This is a genomic window from Mesorhizobium sp. CA10, from assembly GCF_020165285.1.
In the GTDB taxonomy this organism is placed as follows: domain Bacteria; phylum Pseudomonadota; class Alphaproteobacteria; order Rhizobiales; family Rhizobiaceae; genus Mesorhizobium.
On the sequence record NZ_JAIUHV010000004.1, the window covers coordinates 73,815 to 92,941 of the forward strand.

14 protein-coding genes and 1 pseudogene are annotated in these 19,127 nt (G+C 65.4%); 8 read left to right on the forward strand and 7 right to left on the reverse strand.

Annotated elements, in window-relative coordinates:
* Window positions 1-195 precede the first annotated feature (195 nt).
* Window positions 196-549, forward strand: a complete 354-nt coding sequence (locus LB535_RS10610; RefSeq protein ID WP_224632137.1) for a cupin domain-containing protein — start codon at window positions 196-198, stop codon at window positions 547-549.
* Between the two features lie 376 nt (window positions 550-925).
* Here LB535_RS10610 and LB535_RS10615 read toward each other — a convergent pair whose 3' ends face one another.
* The gene (locus LB535_RS10615) at window positions 926-2,920 is read right to left on the reverse strand and encodes an acyltransferase family protein (protein ID WP_224632138.1); all 1,995 of its coding nucleotides are present in this window, start codon (window positions 2,918-2,920) and stop codon (window positions 926-928) included.
* Between the two features lie 579 nt (window positions 2,921-3,499).
* Here LB535_RS10615 and LB535_RS10620 point away from each other — a divergent pair.
* Entirely contained in the window at window positions 3,500-3,877 is a 378-nt protein-coding gene (locus LB535_RS10620; RefSeq protein WP_224632139.1) for a hypothetical protein, read from the forward strand.
* 81 nt (window positions 3,878-3,958) lie between these two features.
* Here the strand turns inward: LB535_RS10620 and LB535_RS10625 are convergent, their stop codons facing one another.
* Window positions 3,959-4,186 carry a hypothetical protein gene (locus tag LB535_RS10625; RefSeq protein ID WP_095768306.1) on the reverse strand — a complete coding sequence of 76 codons (228 nt, stop codon included), beginning with the start codon at window positions 4,184-4,186 and terminating at the stop codon, window positions 3,959-3,961.
* A gap of 469 nt (window positions 4,187-4,655) precedes the next feature.
* A complete protein-coding gene (locus LB535_RS10630; protein WP_224632140.1) occupies window positions 4,656-5,585 on the reverse strand; it encodes a LysR family transcriptional regulator in 930 nt (309 codons plus the stop codon).
* A 132-nt stretch (window positions 5,586-5,717) separates the two neighbouring features.
* On the opposite strand from LB535_RS10630, the gene LB535_RS10635 reads away from it, so the two are divergent.
* The 4 genes and pseudogenes from LB535_RS10635 (at window position 5,718) to LB535_RS10650 (ending at window position 10,067) form a co-directional block, all read left to right on the forward strand.
* On the forward strand, window positions 5,718-7,148 hold the full coding sequence (locus LB535_RS10635) for an MFS transporter (RefSeq protein WP_224632141.1): 1,431 nt from the start codon (window positions 5,718-5,720) through the stop codon (window positions 7,146-7,148).
* Between the two features lie 284 nt (window positions 7,149-7,432).
* On the forward strand, window positions 7,433-7,738 hold the full coding sequence (locus LB535_RS10640; RefSeq protein ID WP_095768308.1) for a hypothetical protein: 306 nt from the start codon (window positions 7,433-7,435) through the stop codon (window positions 7,736-7,738).
* A 214-nt stretch (window positions 7,739-7,952) separates the two neighbouring features.
* A pseudogene (locus LB535_RS10645) lies at window positions 7,953-9,312 on the forward strand (NfeD family protein).
* The gene (locus tag LB535_RS10650; RefSeq protein WP_224632142.1) at window positions 9,309-10,067 is read left to right on the forward strand and encodes a slipin family protein; all 759 of its coding nucleotides are present in this window, start codon (window positions 9,309-9,311) and stop codon (window positions 10,065-10,067) included. Before LB535_RS10645 ends, LB535_RS10650 begins: the two are co-directional and overlap by 4 nt.
* Window positions 10,068-10,104: 37 nt before the next feature.
* Here the strand turns inward: LB535_RS10650 and LB535_RS10655 are convergent, their stop codons facing one another.
* Complete coding sequence (locus LB535_RS10655) at window positions 10,105-10,590, reverse strand: hypothetical protein (protein WP_224630633.1); 486 nt, start codon at window positions 10,588-10,590, stop codon at window positions 10,105-10,107.
* 333 nt (window positions 10,591-10,923) lie between these two features.
* Here LB535_RS10655 and LB535_RS10660 point away from each other — a divergent pair, with 333 nt between their 5' ends.
* A complete protein-coding gene (locus tag LB535_RS10660) occupies window positions 10,924-11,307 on the forward strand; it encodes an SgcJ/EcaC family oxidoreductase (protein WP_224632143.1) in 384 nt (127 codons plus the stop codon).
* 115 nt (window positions 11,308-11,422) lie between these two features.
* On the opposite strand, the gene LB535_RS10665 is transcribed toward LB535_RS10660, so the two are convergent.
* On the reverse strand, window positions 11,423-12,352 hold the full coding sequence (locus LB535_RS10665; RefSeq protein WP_224529533.1) for a LysR family transcriptional regulator: 930 nt from the start codon (window positions 12,350-12,352) through the stop codon (window positions 11,423-11,425).
* Window positions 12,353-12,450: 98 nt separating this feature from the next.
* Here LB535_RS10665 and LB535_RS10670 point away from each other — a divergent pair, with 98 nt between their 5' ends.
* On the forward strand, window positions 12,451-13,461 hold the full coding sequence (locus LB535_RS10670) for a zinc-dependent alcohol dehydrogenase family protein (protein WP_224632144.1): 1,011 nt from the start codon (window positions 12,451-12,453) through the stop codon (window positions 13,459-13,461).
* A 181-nt stretch (window positions 13,462-13,642) separates the two neighbouring features.
* On the opposite strand, the gene LB535_RS10675 is transcribed toward LB535_RS10670, so the two are convergent.
* Together LB535_RS10675 and LB535_RS10680 are read right to left on the reverse strand one after the other, a co-directional pair.
* Window positions 13,643-17,890: an autotransporter outer membrane beta-barrel domain-containing protein gene (locus LB535_RS10675; protein ID WP_224632145.1), complete on the reverse strand. Its 4,248-nt coding sequence runs from the start codon at window positions 17,888-17,890 to the stop codon at window positions 13,643-13,645.
* A 264-nt stretch (window positions 17,891-18,154) separates the two neighbouring features.
* A complete protein-coding gene (locus LB535_RS10680) occupies window positions 18,155-19,117 on the reverse strand; it encodes an AraC family transcriptional regulator (protein WP_224610284.1) in 963 nt (320 codons plus the stop codon).
* Window positions 19,118-19,127 lie beyond the last annotated feature (10 nt).

Sequence of the window (19,127 nt, forward strand, 5' to 3'; positions counted from 1 at the left end):
CGGTGTTCCGAGGAAAATGCGCGGCCCCTGTCTCGGGGGCGAGCCCGTTCGCAAATGCGGGAAAACGCTCGCTCCCCCGCAAGGGCGCACGGACCAGCGGGAATAGCGCGTCGCGCGATGTCGCAGCATCACTCGCGCACCTTGGCGCCATCGGCTATGCCACACCTGACGTAAATCTCAACCGCAGGAGCTCCCATGACCAAGCAGACCATTCTCAAATTCGGCGCCGTCGAGCATGCCGAGGCCGGCGACCTGCCGGGCTGGATCGTCGTGGAGGGTAGGCCGACCATGCAGACGGCCGTGCAGCACACCACCGGGGACGGCAAGGTGATGTCCGGCACCTGGCGCGCTTCGCCCGGCACCTATCACGCCACCTACAACGATTATGAATTCGTCCACATGATCGCCGGCCGCATCATCATCACGCCCGACGGCGGCGAGCCGGTCGAGGTCGGCCCTGGCGATGCTTTCGTGGTCGAGGCCGATTTCAAAGGGACGTGGAAGATCCTCGAGCCGGTGACGAAGCATTTTGTCGTTGTGGTGGGGTGAGGGGGCATGAGCTGCTGATCTCTCCCCACAACGACTACGCTACGCACATATCTTCTGTGACTGGCGCGACTGCAGGCCAAGGCTTGATTGCCACGTGGTTCCCCCAATCCGTCGCTGCTTCGCAGCGCCACCTTTCCCCCCTCCGGAGGGAAAGGAAGGGAGCGTTGCTGGCCGAGCGTTGACGGCAAAAAGCTTGGCGCCTTCCTCTACCCCGTCGATCGGGGGAGAGGTGGCTCGGCGAAGCCGAGACGGAGTGGGGGTCGACCAGCGCTACATAAGACAATGCATGCGCCAAGCTGCCATGCACGCTATCGCCAAAGGACAGCCGCTTGGAAATGTGTGCATGCCGTAGCCCACAAGGGGGAGATTGGCAGCATCACCTTCCCACCTTCGAAATCACCCTCTTTTCCACGTCCGGCTCCAGCGATTTCGCGAAGGGTGTCGCCATATGGTGCCGGTCGCGGAAGGCGAGCTTGCCGTCGATGAAGACGTGGCAAATGGTGGCGCTGCAGAAGCGGTCGGTGAGGTCGACGTAAGCAGCGTTGGGGATGCTGTCGACAATATCGCGCTCCACCCCCGCCATCTTGTCGTTGGCGGCATAGGCCCGCGTCTGGTCGCAGCGCGAGGGCGTTTCGTTCCGCCAAAGCGCCCGCGCCACGCAGGTGTCGACATTCGCGTTGTTGAACGGCACGTCGCGGATGAAGGCGACTTTGAGGCCGGCCTGGCTCAGGCTGGTGAGCGTGGAGCGCAGGCCGGCCCGCCAGTCGGCGTCCTGACTGTCCGTGTCGCCGTCGCGCCCCGCCATCTTGCGCCCGCTGCTCAGCGCAAGCTCCGATATGACCACCAGCGCTGGCTTTGCGCGGATGATCTCCTTGATCGCCTGCTCGCGCCAGCGGTCGCATTCTGCGTAGGCGCGCTTCAGCTCGGCCGACCAGACGCTGATGCGCGAGGCGCGGCAGGAGTTTTTCAGCCAGGTCATCACCCGGTAGCCGTTTTTCCGGCCCGCCTCGATCAGCGGCGTCGACCAGTGGTCGGCGTGGGAGTCGCCGAACAGGGCTATGGTGCGCCCGCCGTCGCCGAACACACAAGGGATCGGCGTGACCGTCTCGTAGTCCAGCACGCAGCCTGCTTTGGCGCGGGCCGTGGAGGGTTCGGCGGCGCTCGCGGCTATGATGCGCTGCCGCGGGTCGAGATCATGCGCGGCGAGCCTGGCATTGCCATAGGCGGCTGCGACGCCGGTGCCGGTCAGGAGGAGGGCCGGCACCAGCGCCCGCGCCGCATTGGCCATCAGCCAGCCGCTGCGACGGATCGGGTTCTCGATGAGGTGGTAGCTGAGGATGGACAGCGCGAGTGTCAGCGCAAGGCAACAGAGCCGCTCGGCGGGCGTCAGCTCCGGCGCCAGCATGCCGGCATAGACGATGACCGGCCAATGCCAGAGATAAAGCGAATAGGAGAGCCTGCCGATCCATTGCAAAGGCGGCAGCGCCAGGGCGGCGTTCACGCAGTTCCGTTCGGAATTGCGCAAACGAGGAGTGCCGTCCCTGACGCCGGCCGCTCCCGCCTTGAGCAGAAGGACTGTGCCGGCCACCGGCAGAAGCGCCAGAAAGCCGGGGAAGGGAGCGCCCTCGCTGAAGGTGAGATAAGCGGCCCCGATCATCGCCAGTCCGGCCAGGCTCAACGCCCGCCCCAGCCGCGGACGCTCCTGCAACAGCCGCGCCGGCACCATCGATGCGAGGCCGCCGGCGGCAAATTCCCATGCGCGCAGCGGCGAAAAGTAGAACGCCCAGGGTGGCGATACGCTCGTCAGCCAGGCGCAGAGGACAAAGGAGACGAGGCCGGCCGCGGCGATTGCAATGACGATCGAGCGTTTGCCCGGCTTCAGCCAGGCGGCCAGCATCAGCAGCGCCGGCCAGGCGAGGTAGAATTGTTCCTCGACCGACAGCGACCAGTAATGGATGAACGGGTTGCTCGCGGCGTCATTGGCGAAATAGTCGAACGACCAGCGGATCAGCCACAGATTGATCATATAAGCCGAGGCGAACATGGCGCCCTTGGCATAGAGCGCCTGTTCTTCCGGCGACAGGATGACCGCGCCGGCGGCAAGTGTGGCGACGATGACGAAAAGCGCCGCCGGCAGCAGGCGCCGCGCGCGCCGGGCGTAGAAACGCAGAAGGTCGAGCCGGCCGGTGCCGGAAATCTCGGCGACCAGATGGCGGGTGATCAGATAGCCCGAGATGACGAAGAAGATGTCGACCCCGGCAAAGCCGCCGGGCAGCGCGGTCAGGCCGAAATGGTAGGCGATGACGCCCGCCACGGCCACCGCCCGCAACCCTTCTATGTCGGGCCGGAAATCCTGCGCTGATGCTGACACGAATACGAACCTCGCAAGCTCGTTCGTATCCCGCCTTGGAGAAGACTTGCGCCTGCGGGCTCATATCGCAATGCAACAAATCTAACGCGGTGCAACATAAAGGGAGGGCGTGACAGGCTTTCGGCGGTGACGGCCGCAGTGCCATCCTCGGACTTCACGTTCTGAGATCCGATCCGATCACGCGCCGATGCCGTCGGCAGGCCTGGTTGGGCGATATTTGAGGCCGATGCCAGACAGGCGCCGGGAACTGGCAGCCGCGGTGCCGTTGTCGGTCAAGCGTTGAATCGGGGCGGTGATGCTCCGGCTTGGTCCCGCGACATCCGGCTTGAAAATTGAGGCTGGCCAGGAGCGGGCGGTACACCTCGAAGATGCCCGCCCGTCCGGCGCCGCCGCCAAGCTGCTGAAACCCCGTCCGTCCCCAACAGCAACGGTCATGGCGTGACCAGTGGTTGCCGAGTGCCATTGGCGCGGTGCCCTGTCAACGCCGCCGGACAGCGGCCCGGAAGCGTCTTTTTAGCCGCCTTTTCGTCCTCGAAGCACGCTTTGCAGCCGTGCCGGGGACACGGCGAAAGCCACGAAATGGCGGAATTCCAGGCTTTTCAGACATCCACCAAGCAGCCCCGCGCATATCCTATCCGCTTGAATAGGCTGATTTTTCGCCGGCCGGCATATCGCTTCGACCCCGACTTTTTTTGGGTGCAATTCGGCAGTACAGCATTGATGCCCGGCGACGACGGGATTCCGCTTGAAAGGGGCATCGAATCTATCTGTGAGCCGTTTCATGACCCGCTCATGAAAGACGTGATAGAGTGTCGCCGAATGGGGGAAGTTGCGATGGCCAAACGGTTGTTCGAGGTTCTTGCCAGACGGCGGTCATGGCTGGACCGGGTCGCTTTGGGGCTGCTCGTGTTCCTGGCGACCCTGGTCGCCGCGCTGATGGGCGGCGCCAGCACTTAAAGCCAGGAAAAGTGCGCGGCGGTTTGCTCGGCGACTTCGCCGCCCTTCGTGCACACTGGCGCCAGTGCAAAACGGAGCGCGCTATTTCCTTTGGCCTATAGCCTTGAATTCGAATGTCGTGGGCCTGAGCCTGACCGGTTTCGGCCGCTCGGTGAGATCGACGACGCGGACCCATCTGTCGGCGCCGGCGCGCAAAGTGACTTTCTGGCCAAGCGCCTTCTCAGCCGCCTCGAAAGGCGTCTTTGCTGCGGCCGAATGGACCGCGACGACGGCTTCGCCGTCCATTTCCTCGACACGATAGATTGTCATGCGGGGCGCCCGCCGCTCCGCTCTCGTCCTTAGGCATTATATTAGAAGTTACGAATGAAAGGCAAGACTCCCAAGTGTAGCGAAAGCGAAGCCTGCCGGGTTTACTCCTCTATCGAAGAGGGCGCGCCGTAGCCGCGCAGGCCGGTTCCGTTGCAGGCCTGGCAGGAACCCCGTTGTCCAGGGCAATTGTCGCGGAACGCGCCAGAGGGACAACATGCGCCGTTCGACGCCACCTGTTTCTCGCACTCGAACACCTTGCCGGCGCCCAGACACCGGGGGCAGGCGAACTTCCTGAATTCGCTCAAGCGAGCCTCCGGCTGTTTCACGCGCGCCCGGCAACGCGCTGACTATGCCGCGGGTTCCATGACAGATACGGTTAGTCCTGCGTACGATAGTACATGTTAGTAATGGCTAATATGATAAAGGCATCGCCTGCAACGCGCGGTTGGTTCCGCGGTGCCGCGGCGTATCAGGGCATGGGTTCCTCGCCCTCGCGAAACGGCGGAGAGGAAAGGCGGCACACCTCTTTCACCAGCCCGCGCAGCCAGCGATGCGCCGGATCGGCGTCGAGCCTCGGGTGCCACAAGAGCGAGACCGTCAGCGCGGCGAGCTTCACCGGCAGCGTGAAGGTGAACAGGCCCTCGCGCAGCGTTCCGGTATAGCGTTCCGGCACCGTGGCGATGAGGTCGGAGCCACGCGCCAGCGCCAGCGCCTCGGCGAAGCCGCCGACGACGGTCGCGACTGTCCGCGTCAGCCCGGCGAGCTCCAGGGCGTCATCCACCGGGCCGCGGTCGAGGCCGCGGCGCGAGATCAATATGTGCCGACCGGCGGCGAAGCGCGCAGCGGTGATCCGGCCTTCGCACAAAGGATGGCCGGCCCGCGCGACGCCGACAAAGCGGTCGCGGAACAGCGCCTGCGCGCGCACCTCCGGCCCGGTCGAACCGCCCACTACGCCGGTCTCCAGATCGACCACGCCCTCGCGCATCGGGCCGCTCTCCTTGTCGGGCTTGGGCACGAAACGCAGTTGCACGCCCGGCGCTTCCTCAGCCACGCGGGCGAGCAGCGCCGGGCCGAAATTCTCGACGAAACCATCGCTGTTTCGCAGCGTGAAGCTGCGGCCAAGCCGCGCGAGGTCGAGCCGCTCGGCAGGCCGCAGCACCGCTTCCGCCTCCTTCACCAGCCGCCCGACCTGCCCGCCGAGCTCGACAGCGCGCGGCGTCGGCACCAGGCCGCGCCCGGCACGCACCAGAAGCGGGTCACCGGTCGCCTCGCGCAGCCTCGCCAGGGTCCGGCTCATTGCCGAAGGGCTGAGCTTCATGCGCCGTGCGGCTTTGGCGACGCTGCCTTCGGCAAGCAGCACGTCAAGCGTGACGAGCAGGTTGAGATCGGGTCGCGACATGGCGCGACCATAGCACGGATTCGTCAACGCGGCATGGCGTCTGATGCACTATTCAAGTGCATACGCTGCGTGTTCCGCCATGTCATGCGCACGCCTATCTTCCCCGCAAGTTCAACCGACGGAGAAGAAATCATGGCCGACATTGCCGAAACCCGCGCCGCGCCCCTGCGCCATTCGACGACGGGCGCGTTGGCGGGCCTGTCGCTTGCCATGCTCGTCTCCTCGCTCGGCACCAGCATCGCCAATGTCGCGCTGCCGACGTTGAGCGCGGTCTTCGCCGCGTCCTTTCCGGCAGTGCAGTGGGTGGTGCTCGCCTATCTGCTCGCCATCACGGCGCTGATCGTCAGCGTCGGGCGTCTCGGCGATGTCGTCGGCCGCCGGCTGCTGCTGATCGCCGGCCTGGCGCTTTTCAGCGCCGCTTCGTTTGCCGCCGCGCTCGCGCCGTCGCTGGCGATGCTGATCGCTGCCCGCGCCGTGCAAGGCCTGGGCGCCGCGGTGATGATGGCGCTCACGATAGCCCTCGTCGGCGAGACGGTGCCGAAGCAACGCACCGGCAGCGCCATGGGCCTGCTCGGCACCATGTCGGCGATCGGCACGGCGCTTGGCCCCTCGCTCGGCGGCGTGCTGATCGCAGCTCTCGGCTGGCGCTCGATCTTCCTCGTCAACGCCGCGCTCGGCGCCGTCGCGCTGCTGGCCGTCTGGCGCTTTTTACCGGGCGACAAAGGGGCGGGCATCGACCGCGCAGAGGCGAAGGGAGCCGCGCGTTTCGATGTGCTGGGGACGCTGCTGCTTGCCGCCACGCTTGCCGCCTACGCGCTGGCCATGACCATGGGGCGCGGTCATTTCGGTGGTCTGAACATAGCGCTGCTCGGCGGGGCAATTGTTGGCGCGGCGCTGTTCGTCGTCGCCGAGGCCAAGGTAGTGTCGCCGCTGGTCAAGCTCGCGCTGTTGCGCGACCCGGTGCTGGCGCCGAGCCTCGCCATGAACGCGCTGGTCTCGACGGTGATGATGGCCACGCTGGTCGTCGGCCCGTTTTTCCTGTCGCGTGCGCTGAGCCTCGGCGACGCTGCGACCGGAGCCGTGATGTCGATCGGGCCCGTGGTCTCGGCGTTCTGCGGCATCATTGCCGGGCGTGTCGTCGACCGCCTCGGCGCTGCCGCGATGGTCATGGCCGGGCTGGTGCTGATGGTCGCCGGCTGCGTCGCGCTCGCTGTGCTGCCGGGCGTCTTAGGTGTCGTCGGCTACGTGGCGGCGATCATCCTGCTGACGCCCGGCTACCAACTCTTCCAGGCGGCCAACAACACCGCCGTCATGGCCGACGTCGACAGGTCCGAGCGCGGCGTGGTGTCGGGCATGCTGAGCCTGTCGCGCAATCTCGGCCTTGTCACCGGCACGGCGGTGATGGGCGCGGTGTTCGCCTTCGCCGTGGGCACCAAGGACGTCGCGACGGCAGCGCCGGCAGCGGTCGCCGGCGGCATGGTGTTCACCTTCGCGGCGGCCACGGGGGTGGTGGCGTTGGCGGCCGCGATAGCGGTGGCTGGGCGGAGAGGCCGGATCGCATGATTTGGGGAGAGCGGCAGCTCGGCGCCGCGCCCTTCCTTCCGCGATCGCGCAATTTCGTCACCGCACGGGGAGCATATTCTGACACGCGGCGGTGCCCATTCCGCCTTCGGCCGGTGCCTCAGCTACCCCCAACGAACCCCCGCCCACTGCGGCGCCGGCCCATCCTCCCACCCGATCTCGACCGCGCGCCGGAGCGGATGGCGCATGTCGTCCTCCCCGGAACCAAAGCGACAGGCAGCGGTTTACCCAGCCGAAGGGATGATTCAGGAATCAGGAATAAAGCAATGAAAACAGTGCTTCTTGCTGCCCTGGCGCTCTGCGTCGCCGCACCCGCCGTCGCTTCGGCGGCCGAGGCCGATGTCGTCATCAGGACGCATCACAGGCATCATTATCATCACCGCCCCGCCATCATCATCAATGACGAGGGCCATCGCTTGCATCACCGCCATCACGGCACGGTCGCCTTCTATGACAATGGCAAGCGTAGCTGGCGTTATCGCCATCACCGTCGTCAGGACGTGGTCGTCACGAGTTCGATCCACCGGCACCATCATCGTCGGGTCGTCGTCGAGGGCGGCTCCGACTATTGACGCCCCGCGCCCCGGCTCGTGCGATCAGACACGGGCCGGGAGCGTTTTTTTCCGATTTGTCTCTTCAGGACCGATTCCGCTGCGCAGCGCTTTCAGCTCGCTGGCCTGAACCATGGCGCCCAACCGCAGCCGCCGACGGTTGGCGCAGGCGCCCTTCGACGCCCATGGACTTCGCCACGGCACAACCCATATTTGAGCTCATGGAGCTTCGAGCGTGACCTTCGCGCGGGTGGCCCTTTTCGCCGTTGCCCTCCTGGCCGCGGCTGCCGTTTCTTCCTTCTCCTCGACCGGGAGCGGGAAGGTCGCGTTGAGCGTTGCCATTGACGGCGCTATCGGGCCGGCCAGCACCAGGCAGCTCGAGGAGGCGCTCGATACTGCTGCTCAACGCAACGCCGAAGTGCTCATCCTTCAGCTCGACACGCCGGGCGGCCTGGTCACCTCGATGCGCGAGATGATCGCCGACATCTTGGCCTCGCCCGTGCCCGTCATCGGCTACGTCGCGCCGGCCGGCGGCCATGCGGCGAGCGCCGGCACCTACATTCTTTACGCAACCCATGTCGCGGCGATGGCGCCGGGCACCAATCTGGGCGCGGCGACGCCGGTCGAGATGGGCGGGCTGCCGTCGCTGCCGGGCGGCGACAAGGACAAGAACCAGAAGGACGTCGCCGAGCCGCCCGGCGACGAGATGATGGCCAAGGTGACCAATGACGCGGTCGCGCTCATCCGCTCGCTCGCCGAGATGCGCGGCCGCAACGGCGACTGGGGCGAGAAGGCGGTGCGCGAGGCAGCGAGCTTGTCGGCCAACGCCGCCCTGCAGGAGCATGTCATCGACTTCGTCGCCCGCGACACTACCGAGTTGCTGCAGCTTGCCGACGGGCGCACCGTCGATGTCGCCGGCGCCAAGAAAGTGCTGGCGACGAAAGGGCTGCCGGTCGAGACGCTGGAGCCTGGCTGGTTCATACGGCTGCTCTCCGTCATCACCGACCCGAACACCGCCGTCATCCTGATGCTGGTCGGCGTCTATGGCCTCGTCTTCGAGTTCGCCAGCCCGGGCGCCGTGGCGCCCGGCGTCATTGGCACCATCTGCCTGGTGCTCGGGCTCTATGCGCTCAACCTCTTGCCGATCAACTATACCGGCCTGGCGCTGATGGTGCTCGGCATCGCCTTCCTGATCATCGAGGCCTTCAACCCCACCGTGGTTCTGGGGTTGGGCGGCGTCGCCGCTTTCCTGCTCGGCTCGGCCATGCTGCTCAGGATCGAAGGGCCGGGCTTTGCCATGTCGTGGGCGGTCATCGGCCCCGCCGCCGTGCTGACGCTCGGGCTGGCGCTGCTCACCGGAACCTATGTCTGGGCGGCGCGCAGGAAACCGCCGCGCGTCGGCGGCGAGGCGATGCGCGGCCTGCCCGTCGAGATCGTCGACTGGCAGGGCGGCGAGGGCCATGTGCTGGCCTTGGGCGAGCGTTGGCGGGCGAGGGCCGACGACCGGTCGCACCCGGCGACAGCGTTGAGGTGACCGAAGCGACCTCGTCCTGACCGTGCGGCGTCGCGATGCGAGCAACAACGGAGTGAAATGATGGTCGGTTACGTGGCCTATCTCATCATTGCCCTGCTGGTGATCATCTTCCTGTCGGCGGCCATCCGCATCCTGAGGGAATATGAACGCGGCGTGGTCTTCACGCTCGGCCGCTTCACCGGGGTCAAGGGCCCTGGGCTCATCATCCTCATCCCGTTCGTCCAGCAGATGGTGCGGGTCGATCTGCGCGTGGTGGTGCAGGACGTGCCGCCGCAGGATGTCATCTCGCGCGACAACGTCTCGGTCAAGGTCAATGCCGTGCTCTATTTCCGCATCGTCGACGCCGAGCGGGCAATCATCCAGGTCGAGGATTTCATGGCCGCGACCAACCAGCTGGCGCAGACCACGCTGCGCTCGGTGCTCGGCAAGCACGAGCTCGACGAGATGCTGGCCGAACGCGACAAGCTCAACAGCGACATCCAGGAGATCCTCGACCAGCGCACCGATGCCTGGGGCATCAAGGTCTCCAATGTCGAGATCAAGCATGTCGACCTGAATGAAAGCATGATCCGCGCCATCGCCAAGCAGGCCGAGGCCGAGCGGCTGCGCCGCGCCAAGGTGATCAATGCCGACGGCGAGCAGCAGGCGGCGGCGAAGCTGGTCGAGGCCGGCCGCATGCTTGCGGCCGAGCCGCAGGCCATGCAGCTGCGCTATTTCGAGGCTCTGCACGACATCGCCGGCGAGCGCTCGTCCACGGTGGTGTTCCCGCTGCCGGTGGAACTGCTCGGGCAGTTCATGAAAGGGCAGGGCAAATGAGCCATTGACGCTGCCCGGTCTTCCCTCGTCGGCAGAGTCAATCAGCCTCGCCGCCCGAACCCTTGCCGCATTCTGCCAGCACCTTGCCGATCGCAGCACCTGAGCCTTTCAGCGGAAAGCTCGCCGTGCCGTATTTGTCGGCCGAGATCGTCACCTCGCCCTTTCCCCGCAGCAGCGCCAGCAACGGGTCGGAAGGGCCGGACAGGTCTGCCGTGAAGTAATTGTACATCGCCTCGAGCTCGAGCTTTTTGGTCACGCTCTTGCCGCCGGCCTTGAAGGTGAAGGATCCGCCGATGCCGGGCTCCAGCTGCCCGCCCGCGGCGCCGAGATCATAGCTCAGCACCGGCTTATCGAAGCAGGCCAGCATCAGATGCGCATCGCCCTTCGGCCCGCCGCACACCGAAGCCGTCATCACCCTGCCGCCTTCGTCCTCCTCCATCCGGGCGGACCAGGCGCAAGGCGCGGCATGGGCGGAAGGGGTGGCTAGAAGGGCAAGTGTGACGATTGCCAGTGCGCTTTTCATAGTCGATCCCCCACCGTGGTGGGCATCATATAGAGATTGGCGAAAGCCGGCGAGCGGCCAATCTCTCTTGAATGGATCTCGCTTAAGTGCTCTTGGCCGGCTCGAACAATTCCAGCAGATTGCCAAAGAGTCGACCAGCAAGATCTGCGAGCCGCCCGGCCTCGTCACGATTTCATTGCGGAAGTTTAGGCCTGCCATGCGCAACCGGGCGACCTCCTTCGTCGCAAAACGCGCGCGATAGCGCTCGGGTTCGTCCGCGGCGTTGCCGGCGACGGCGATTGCACCAGGTATTGACGACAATCCGACCGCCGACGATTGCAAGGAGGTAAACCGATGACCGATGACGCAACCGCGATCCGCCAGGTGGTCGAGACCTGGATGGCGGCGAGCCGGAAAGGCGATCTGGAGACCGTGCTTGGTCTGATGACGGACGATGTCGTCTTCATGGTTCCCGGCAAGGAGCCCTTCGGAAAGGAAGCCTTCGCCGCGGCCTCCAGGAACATGGGCGAGACGAAGATCGACAGTGACAGCGAGATCGTAGAGCTCAAACTGCTCGGCGACTGGGCCTATATCCGCAACCGCATCGATATGACCGCGACACCGCCCGGCGGCGAGCCGGTGCGGCGGTCCGGCTATACGCTGACGCTGCTGCGCAAGGAGAATGACGGCCGCTGGGGGCTGGCGCGGGATGCGAATTTGCTGGCGGCAAAAGGGTAGGGCGCGGCCGCCGGAACTGCCTGTCCCCTTCTGGCTATCCCCTTCTGGAGCGAGAAACCTTGTCCTGCGAACGCGGCGTTCGGGATCTCCGCCGCGAATGCCCGCTATGTCGCGCTTACTTTCGCCACGGCGGCTCAGGCGCAAAGCGTTTGCCGATCCAGTCGGCGAAGGCGCGGGTCTTGGCGGCCTGACCCTTGGCCGAGGGCATGACGACATAGACCGCGCCCTCGTCGGCAAGTGTCCAGTCCTCCAGGATCGGCACCAGCCGGCCGTCGGCGAGCTCGCGCCCGACCAGCCAGTCGGTGCTCATCATCAGGCCGACGCCCTGCACGGCGGCCTCGACCAGCACCTCGGCGTCGTCGCTGACCAACGGCCCCGAAACCTCGACGCGCACGCGCCGGCCCTCGCGGTCGGTCATCTCCCAGGCCGGAAAGGTCTGGAAGCCGGAGAAACCCAGGCAGCTATGCTCCAGCAGCGCCTGCGGCGTTTCCGGCCTGCCCCTTCTGGCGAGGTAGGAGGGCGCGGCGCAGAGCAGCCGGCGGCGCGTCGCCACCTTGCGCGCCACCAGGCGCGAGTCCTCCAGGCTGCCCAGCCGTACGGCGACGTCGAAATTCTCGGCGACGAGATCGGCGAAGCGGTTGGAGAACTCTGCCTCGATGTGGACCTCGGGGAACTCCGCCAGGAATTGCGGCAAGAGCGGCCCGATCCACATGCGCCCGAAGGTCCCGGGCAGCGCCAGCTTGAGCAGGCCGCGCGGCCCGCCGGCGGCATGCGCCGATGCAGCCGCCTCGGCCTCGTCGACCGAGGCAAGGATGGCGCGTACGCGCAACAGGAATTCCGCGCCCGCCTCGGTAAGCGACACGCTGCGCGTGGTGCGGTGGAGCAGCCGCACCCCCAGCCGCTCTTCCAGCGATTGGAGACGGCGCGACAGGATGGTCGCGTCGCGCCCGACTCTCGCTGCCGCCCTGGTGAAGGAGCACGCCTCGGCGACGGCCGCGAAGGCCGCCATTTCGGCAAGGGCGGAGGGCTCAACTGATTGCTGCATGATTTGCAATACTCAAATGCAAAGTCCAACGATTATCGAGTAGTAGCGCAGCAGATAGGTTCGCTCAATCGTCCATCGACCACGCACGGAGTGAACCCATGAAAGCCATCGAACTCAGCCAACCCCGGCTCGACGCCTTCCGCGCCGCCAGCATCGCCACGCCCGAACCGCAACGCGGCGAGGTGCTGATCCGCCAGCGTGCGGCGAGCCTGAACTTCGTCGATGTCGCCGTTGCGAGCGGCAATTATCCCGGCCCGGTGTTTCCGCTCGTTCCCGTTGCCGACGGTGCCGGCGAGATTGTCGCGCTGGGCGAGGGCGTGACGACATTCAAACCTGGCGACCGCGTTGTTGCCCACGCCAAGCCGCGCTGGATCGGCGGCCGGCCGCGTCCCCACGAGATGACGCAGATGCGCGGCATCTCGTTGCCCGGGTCGCTGGCCGAATATGTCGCGCTGCCAGCCAACTCGGTCGTGCCGGTCCCGGCGCATCTCTCCTTCGAGTCGGCCTCGACCTTGCCGATCGCCGGCACCACCGCGTGGAACGCCATCCGCGCCGCCGATGTCGGGCCGGGCTCCGTCGTCGTGCTGCTCGGCACGGGCGGCGTCTCGATCTTCACCCTGCAGCTTGCCAAGGCGGCCGGGGCCACCGTCATCATCACGTCGTCCTCGGACGAGAAGCTCGAGCGGGCCAAGGCGCTCGGCGCCGATCACCTGATCAATTACCGCGCGACACCGGATTGGGACGGCAAGGTGCTGGAACTGACCGATGGCCTCGGCGCCGACCTCGTCGTCGAGACCGGCGGCACCGCCACCTTCGCGCGCGCCGTCAACGCCACCGCGCCCGGCGGCACGCTGTTCACCATCGGCTTCGTCACCGGCGCCGAGGCCACGGTCAATCTGCTGCCGATCATCATCAAGGCGCTGAAGGTGGTGGGCAACAACACCGGATCGGTCTCGGACCTGCGCGACGCCGCCCGTGCCATCGGCGCCGCCCGGATCGAGCCGGTCGTCGACAAGGTGTTTTCACAAAACGAGGCGACCGAAGCCTACACCTACATGGCCGCCGGCGGCCTGCATTTCGGCAAGCTGGTGTTCGGCTTGGATTGGTAGGAAGAGCCGACGCTGGAGTGGGCGAAAGCGATGAATCTCTCGGTCTCCCTGAAGCCGACTTCCCTGACAGGAAGATGTGGGAGCTTCAATCCGCCTCGCCGCCCGAGCCCTTGCCATATTCGGCCGGGCTCCGTCGGCCGAGCGTTCTCATGCTACTCCCGATCCTTCTCACCTCTCGCCATCAGAACTGGACGTCGAGGTTGGCCTTGGCGCCGTTGTCGGCGTTATGGGAGCCGAACTGACCGGTGTAGGACAGGCCGAGCGTGGCATTGGCCGAGATCGGCAGGTCGAAACCGGCCTCGATCACCACGCTGTCCCTGGCGACAGGTACGCCGGCGATGGTAAAGGCATCGCCGCCGGCGAAGGCGAAAGTCGAAGTCGGCGTGACATCGCCGAAGGCATGGCGCCAGCCGAGCGTGCCACGCGCGGTCGCCTCGATGTTGCCCAGCGTCAGGCCGGTCGAGGTGCGTAGCCCGAGCGTGGTGAAGGTCGCGTTGGTGGTTGAACTTGCGCTGGTCAGGGCTGCACCGCCACCTTTCTCGGTGAAGCCGTCGGTGTGCACGCTGACATAGGCGAGATTGGCGAAGGGCTCGAACTTGAAGCGCCCGGCATCGGCCTTGTAAGCGAGTTCGCCGAACACCTGTGCCGTGCCGGCGTCGTAGTCGGCCGACAGTTGATCGGCGAAGCCATTGAAGGCAACCGCGCGCTTTGTCGAGATGCTGTTCCAGCTGTAGGCGACGCCGGTGCGGAACGCGATGGCGCCCCAGTTGGTGCCGCCATAGAGCCCGAGATGATAATTGTCGCCGGCGCCGCTGGAACGGCGAGCATCGGCGTTGACGGAGGAATGGCTGTAGCCGCCGAGGAGGCCGACGCGCCAGTCGCCCACCAGCCCGTCCGCACCCGCCAGCAGCCCCCCGGTCGAACGATCGAAGGCGGCGGCATTGCCGTCGCTGCCGACATGCCCCCACGAGCCGAAAGCTTGGCCCCAGACGGCGACGCGATCGGTGTCGGCCGCGACCATTTCCGGCCCGCCCTCGCCATAGGCCATGACCGGCAACGCGGCTGCGTCGGCATCGCCAAACGCGGCGCTGATCCGCTTGGTGGCGGCGTCGCGGATGAAGCGGCTGTCCTCCAGCAACATCCCCTTGGCCGAGGCGTGGATCTCGCCCGAGAGCTGGTCGAAGGCCGCTTGGGCAGTTGCCTCTGTCGGCAGCACGGCGATTACGTCGTAGAGCGGATTGCCAGCCCCCAGGCTTTCGGCGCCACCTCCGGTGGCGATCTGGTTCGGCGTCAGGCCAACCTGAGCGAAGCTTGCCTTGGCCAGGTTGAGATAGACATTGTTCGCGTCATAGGTCAGCGTCGGCGCAATGAAGATCGAGCCTTCGAGACTGGCCTTGTCGAAGGCACCGGTGACACCGCCCGCCGCCGTGACGATCGTGTAGGTCGTTCCGGTCGCATAATCCGGATAGGGGATGACGACGACCGTGCCGCCGCCGATCGTCACGGCGCCGGTGGCGCTGATCAGATCGGATGTGCCGCCGCTTTCGACTTCAACGGCATAAATCGAACCGGCCGAGAAGGTTGTATTGCTCACATTGATCGTGCCGATCGAATTGCCTGGGGCGAAGGTCCCGCCCGAAGCAATGGTCACATTGCCTGCCGTGCCTGATCCGCCAAGCAGGCCGCCGGTGACATTGATCGCGCCGCCGAGCGAGCCGTTGACATAGAGGCCGCCGCCGAGAACGTTCGTCGTCCCGGTGAACCCGGCGGAATTACCGGTCAACTTCGTGTTGCCGGCGATCTGGTTGATCGTCCCCAGTCCGCTGATCGCGGCAGCGAAGCCATTGTTCGCGCTGGTATGGTTGAAATTGAGCGTGCCGGTGCCGGCGCCGAACTGCAATGTGGCCGAATCGAGGACGCCGGCGCCCGTCGCCGCAGTGCCCGCTGCGCCGCCGATGTTCAGCGTGCCGGTCGAGCCGGCCTGGCTGGCGATCACGGTAACGCCGTCCACCAGAGCGACGCCGCCGTTGGAGAGCGTCACCGAAGCCGTGCCGCCGAAACCGATCCCCAGGTCGCCGTGCATCTCCCACAGCGCGGCCGGGCCGTCGACGGTTGCCTGTCCGGTGGCACCGGTGGCGATCGCCATGTAGGCGGTGCCGCCGGAGGCGACGCCGCCATTGGTGACGGCAAGAGTGCCGCTTCCGAGACCGCCAAGGTACATGCCGTTCTTGTTGGTCCATTTCGAGCCCGCGCCGTCGACGGTAATTGCACCGGTGGCTGTTGCCGCCTGGCCGACAAAGACGAAATTGGCATCTGCTGAGCCGCCGTTGGAGATGGAAAGTGTCGCGTGACCGGCGCCTCCCAGGGTAAGACTGTCATCGGTGCTCCAGGAAGATCCCGCTCCGTCCACAGTCACGGTCGCGGTTGCGGTACCGAATTCTCCGAGGATCGCGGCCTGGTTGAGGACGTGGCCGCCATCGGTGACCTGGAGCGTACCCGCGCCTTTGAAACCGACGAACAGGTCGCCGGAATTCATCCAGGTCGAACCCGGTCCATCGACCACGACTCCGCCGGCCGAATCGGCTTCGAGTGCGACATAGCCCTTGGTGTCGCTGACAGCGCCGCCGTTTGAAATCGCCAGCGTGGCGGTACCATGATAGCCGACGACGAGGTTTCCGCTATTGGCCCAGGTCGAGCCTGCGCCGTCGACCGTTGCCGTGCCGGTCGAGGCCGCGTCGAAGCCAAGGTAGCCCAGGTCATTGCTGACCGCGCCGCCGTTCGAGATCGTCAACGTGCCCTTGCTGAGGCCTCCGACGTAGAGGTTCCCGCTGTTCGTCCACTTTGATCCCGCGCCGTCGACGAACACCGCGCCAGTCGAGCCCGCCGAGTTGCCGACATAGCCCGAGGCGCTGCTGACCGCGCCGCCATTGCTTATCGCCAAAGTGCCGGCGCCGAAATCGCCAATACCCAGGTTGGAGCTGTTGGTCCAGGTCGAGCCGGCGCCGTCGACGAACACCATGCCGATGGAGCCCGCCTTCGCGCCGACAGCGGCCCAAGTGTTGCTGACAACGGCACCGTGAGAGATCGCCAGGGTGCCGTTACCGAAATCGCCCACCATCAGGTTGGAGCTGTTTGTCCAGGTCGAGCCGGCGCCATCGACGAACGCGATGCCGGTCGAGCCTGCCTGCGCGGCGATATTGCCCTCACCATTGCTGACCGCGCCACCATTTCCGATCGTCAGCACACCGGTGCCGCTATCGCCGACATAGAAGTTCGAACTGCTGGTCCAGGTCGAGCCGGCGCCGGTGACCACCGCTGTGCCGACAGAGCCCGTCTGCGCGCCGATCATACCGATGGTGTTGCTGACCGCGCCGCCATTCGTAACCGTCAGCGCACCCTGGCCCTGGAAGCCGATGAAGAGGTCCGAAGTGTTGGTCCAGGCCGAGCCGGCACCGTCGACCGTTACCAGGCCTTTGGAGCCTGCGGCATAGCCGGCATAGCCCACCGAACTGGTGACTGCGCCGCCATTGGTGATCTCCAGCGCGCCGAAGCCCGCGTTTCCAACCGCAAGGGCCGCGTTCGCCCAGGTCGAACCAGCACCGTCGACAGTTGCTGTGCCAGTGGAGCCCGCCAGGTTGCCTAGAATGCCGCTCAGATTGCTGACCTTGCCGCCGCTCGAGATGTTCAGCGCGCCGGTGCCCTGATCGCCGACGTACAGGTGGGAAGAGTTTGTCCAGGTCGACCCCGCGCCGTCGACCGTCACCATGCCATTGGAGCCTGCATTCGTACCGATGCTGCCCGTGGCGCTGTTGACCGCGCCGCCATTGGTGATGTCCAGTGTGCCGACGCCACGTTCGGCGATATAGAGATCGCCGCTGTTGGTCCAGGTCGAGCCAGTCCCGTCCACCGTGACCGTGCCAGTGCCCTGACCGAAACCGACATGGCCCACGGTGTCGCTCACGGCGCCACCGTTTGAGATCGTAAGGGTGCCGGTGCTGTCGGTGCCCAAGGCAAGGAAAAGGTCGGTGCTGTTGCTCCAGAGCGAGCCCGCTCCAACGACGCTTACGTTGCCGTTGGCGTTCGAAGCGTAGCCGAGATAGCCGGCGGTGTCGGCAAGCGTGCCGCCGTTCGTAATCGTCAGCGAGCCTGTGTAACTCGCAATGGTGCCGACAAACAGATTTTGCGCGGCTGCGTTCGCCGCATTGACCACGGTCGGGTGCGGAAACGCCGCGTCGAGGGTGACGTCGTCGCTCGATGTCGGGACAGCGGTGGGATTCCAGTTTCCGGCGGTGAACCAATCCGTGGACGCCGCGCCGGTCCAGATCTCGGCTGCCGTGGCGCTTGGCTGGCCAAGGCCGATCAGCGCCGTCGACGTCAACGCCAGATATTTCAACGCCTTCTTCCGGCCTTCAAATCCATTCTTCGGCATTTAATCCCCTGACAGACAAGTCATTTCACCCTGAAGGTGACATGTCATTGGAGCCCGGCATTGTCTTGGGCAGCGCCGCACTGGAATTGGACTGGAAAGAGATGCCGGTTCTTTTCTGCGCGCTGTGATGGTTTGGCACCACCGAGCATTTTGCAGCCAAGCGGCGTCGCTTGGCGTCGCAAAAATGCGGCTAATACAAGCAGATAGAGCGAATGGAAAAATCGGAAATCGCGTCGCCTGATCGATTTCGGGAGACGCCCGGTTCTATCTGGCGCTTGTTGGCGTGTAGCCGAAGCGGCGGCGGAAGCAGCGATTGAAGTAGGACACGTCGCTGAAGCCATTCATCAGCGCGATTTCGCTGACGCGCAAGGCGTCGTTGTGCCTTTGCGAGAGCATCCTGTGCGCGTACTGCAAGCGCAGTTCGAGAACGCGTTCGGAGAAGCTGATGCCTGTCTCCTGCAGCAGATCCTGGACATAGCGCGCCGACAGGCCGAGCTCTTTTGCGACGCCTTGCGCGGAGATTTCTGGATCGGTGAAGCCGCTGCGAATTTTAGTCAGAATCGCTTGCGTCCGTACCGCACGTAGACCTCGCGCGTCCGCATTGTCGTCCGCCGTCACAGGTGCGGTAGGGGAAGCGGTGGCGGCGATCAGATCGGCAATATGATCGGCCACGAACTGCATGGTCAGTTGAGACTCGGCTTCTTTCTCATGGGCCAGAACGCCGACATAGGCACGAACAAGGGCGTTGATCATCATGGAGCTAGACACGGCCGTCATCAGGCGATCCTCAAACCCTGCACATCGCTGATGCACGCGTTCGCGATCGGTCTGCACGGCGATCAGGCCGCATTGTCCGTCGCTCACTCGGATGATTGACGGAGCGCTCTGCTCGACAAGAACGGACGCGCCTGGACTCAGATCGACGCTCCTTCCCGACTGGTCGACGCTGAGCGCGGAGTGTCCGGCATTGAGAAGCAACACGACATTGTTGGTACTCTGGGCCACAATGTCTTCAGTGGTTCTCGATATCGATTTGACAGTGCCGTGGATCGTGCCCACCGAAACGTCGCAAGTTCGAACAATCCTGAGTTCGCCTTCGAACGATCTGCCGACGGCCGGATCGGCACGCAGACGGGCGTAACCGGATGACAGCGTTGAGATCCACTGCTCTTTCTGGATTTGTTCGCCGCCGATCAGGTCGCTGGAATTGTAGATAATCCTGTGCAAGCATCCCTCA

Excerpts from the sequence above, each read along its gene's own strand:
- LB535_RS10610 (WP_224632137.1), top strand. The coding sequence starts at position 196 with ATGACCAAGCAGACCATTCTCAAATTCGGCGCCGTCGAGCATGCCGAG.
- LB535_RS10620 (WP_224632139.1), top strand. The coding sequence starts at position 3,500 with ATGGCGGAATTCCAGGCTTTTCAGACATCCACCAAGCAGCCCCGCGCA.
- LB535_RS10625 (WP_095768306.1), bottom strand. The coding sequence starts at position 4,186 with ATGACAATCTATCGTGTCGAGGAAATGGACGGCGAAGCCGTCGTCGCG.
- LB535_RS10630 (WP_224632140.1), bottom strand. The coding sequence starts at position 5,585 with ATGTCGCGACCCGATCTCAACCTGCTCGTCACGCTTGACGTGCTGCTT.
- LB535_RS10635 (WP_224632141.1), top strand. The coding sequence starts at position 5,718 with ATGGCCGACATTGCCGAAACCCGCGCCGCGCCCCTGCGCCATTCGACG.
- LB535_RS10640 (WP_095768308.1), top strand. The coding sequence starts at position 7,433 with ATGAAAACAGTGCTTCTTGCTGCCCTGGCGCTCTGCGTCGCCGCACCC.
- LB535_RS10650 (WP_224632142.1), top strand. The coding sequence starts at position 9,309 with ATGATGGTCGGTTACGTGGCCTATCTCATCATTGCCCTGCTGGTGATC.
- LB535_RS10655 (WP_224630633.1), bottom strand. The coding sequence starts at position 10,590 with ATGAAAAGCGCACTGGCAATCGTCACACTTGCCCTTCTAGCCACCCCT.
- LB535_RS10660 (WP_224632143.1), top strand. The coding sequence starts at position 10,924 with ATGACCGATGACGCAACCGCGATCCGCCAGGTGGTCGAGACCTGGATG.
- LB535_RS10665 (WP_224529533.1), bottom strand. The coding sequence starts at position 12,352 with ATGCAGCAATCAGTTGAGCCCTCCGCCCTTGCCGAAATGGCGGCCTTC.
- LB535_RS10670 (WP_224632144.1), top strand. The coding sequence starts at position 12,451 with ATGAAAGCCATCGAACTCAGCCAACCCCGGCTCGACGCCTTCCGCGCC.
- LB535_RS10675 (WP_224632145.1), bottom strand. The coding sequence starts at position 17,890 with ATGCCGAAGAATGGATTTGAAGGCCGGAAGAAGGCGTTGAAATATCTG.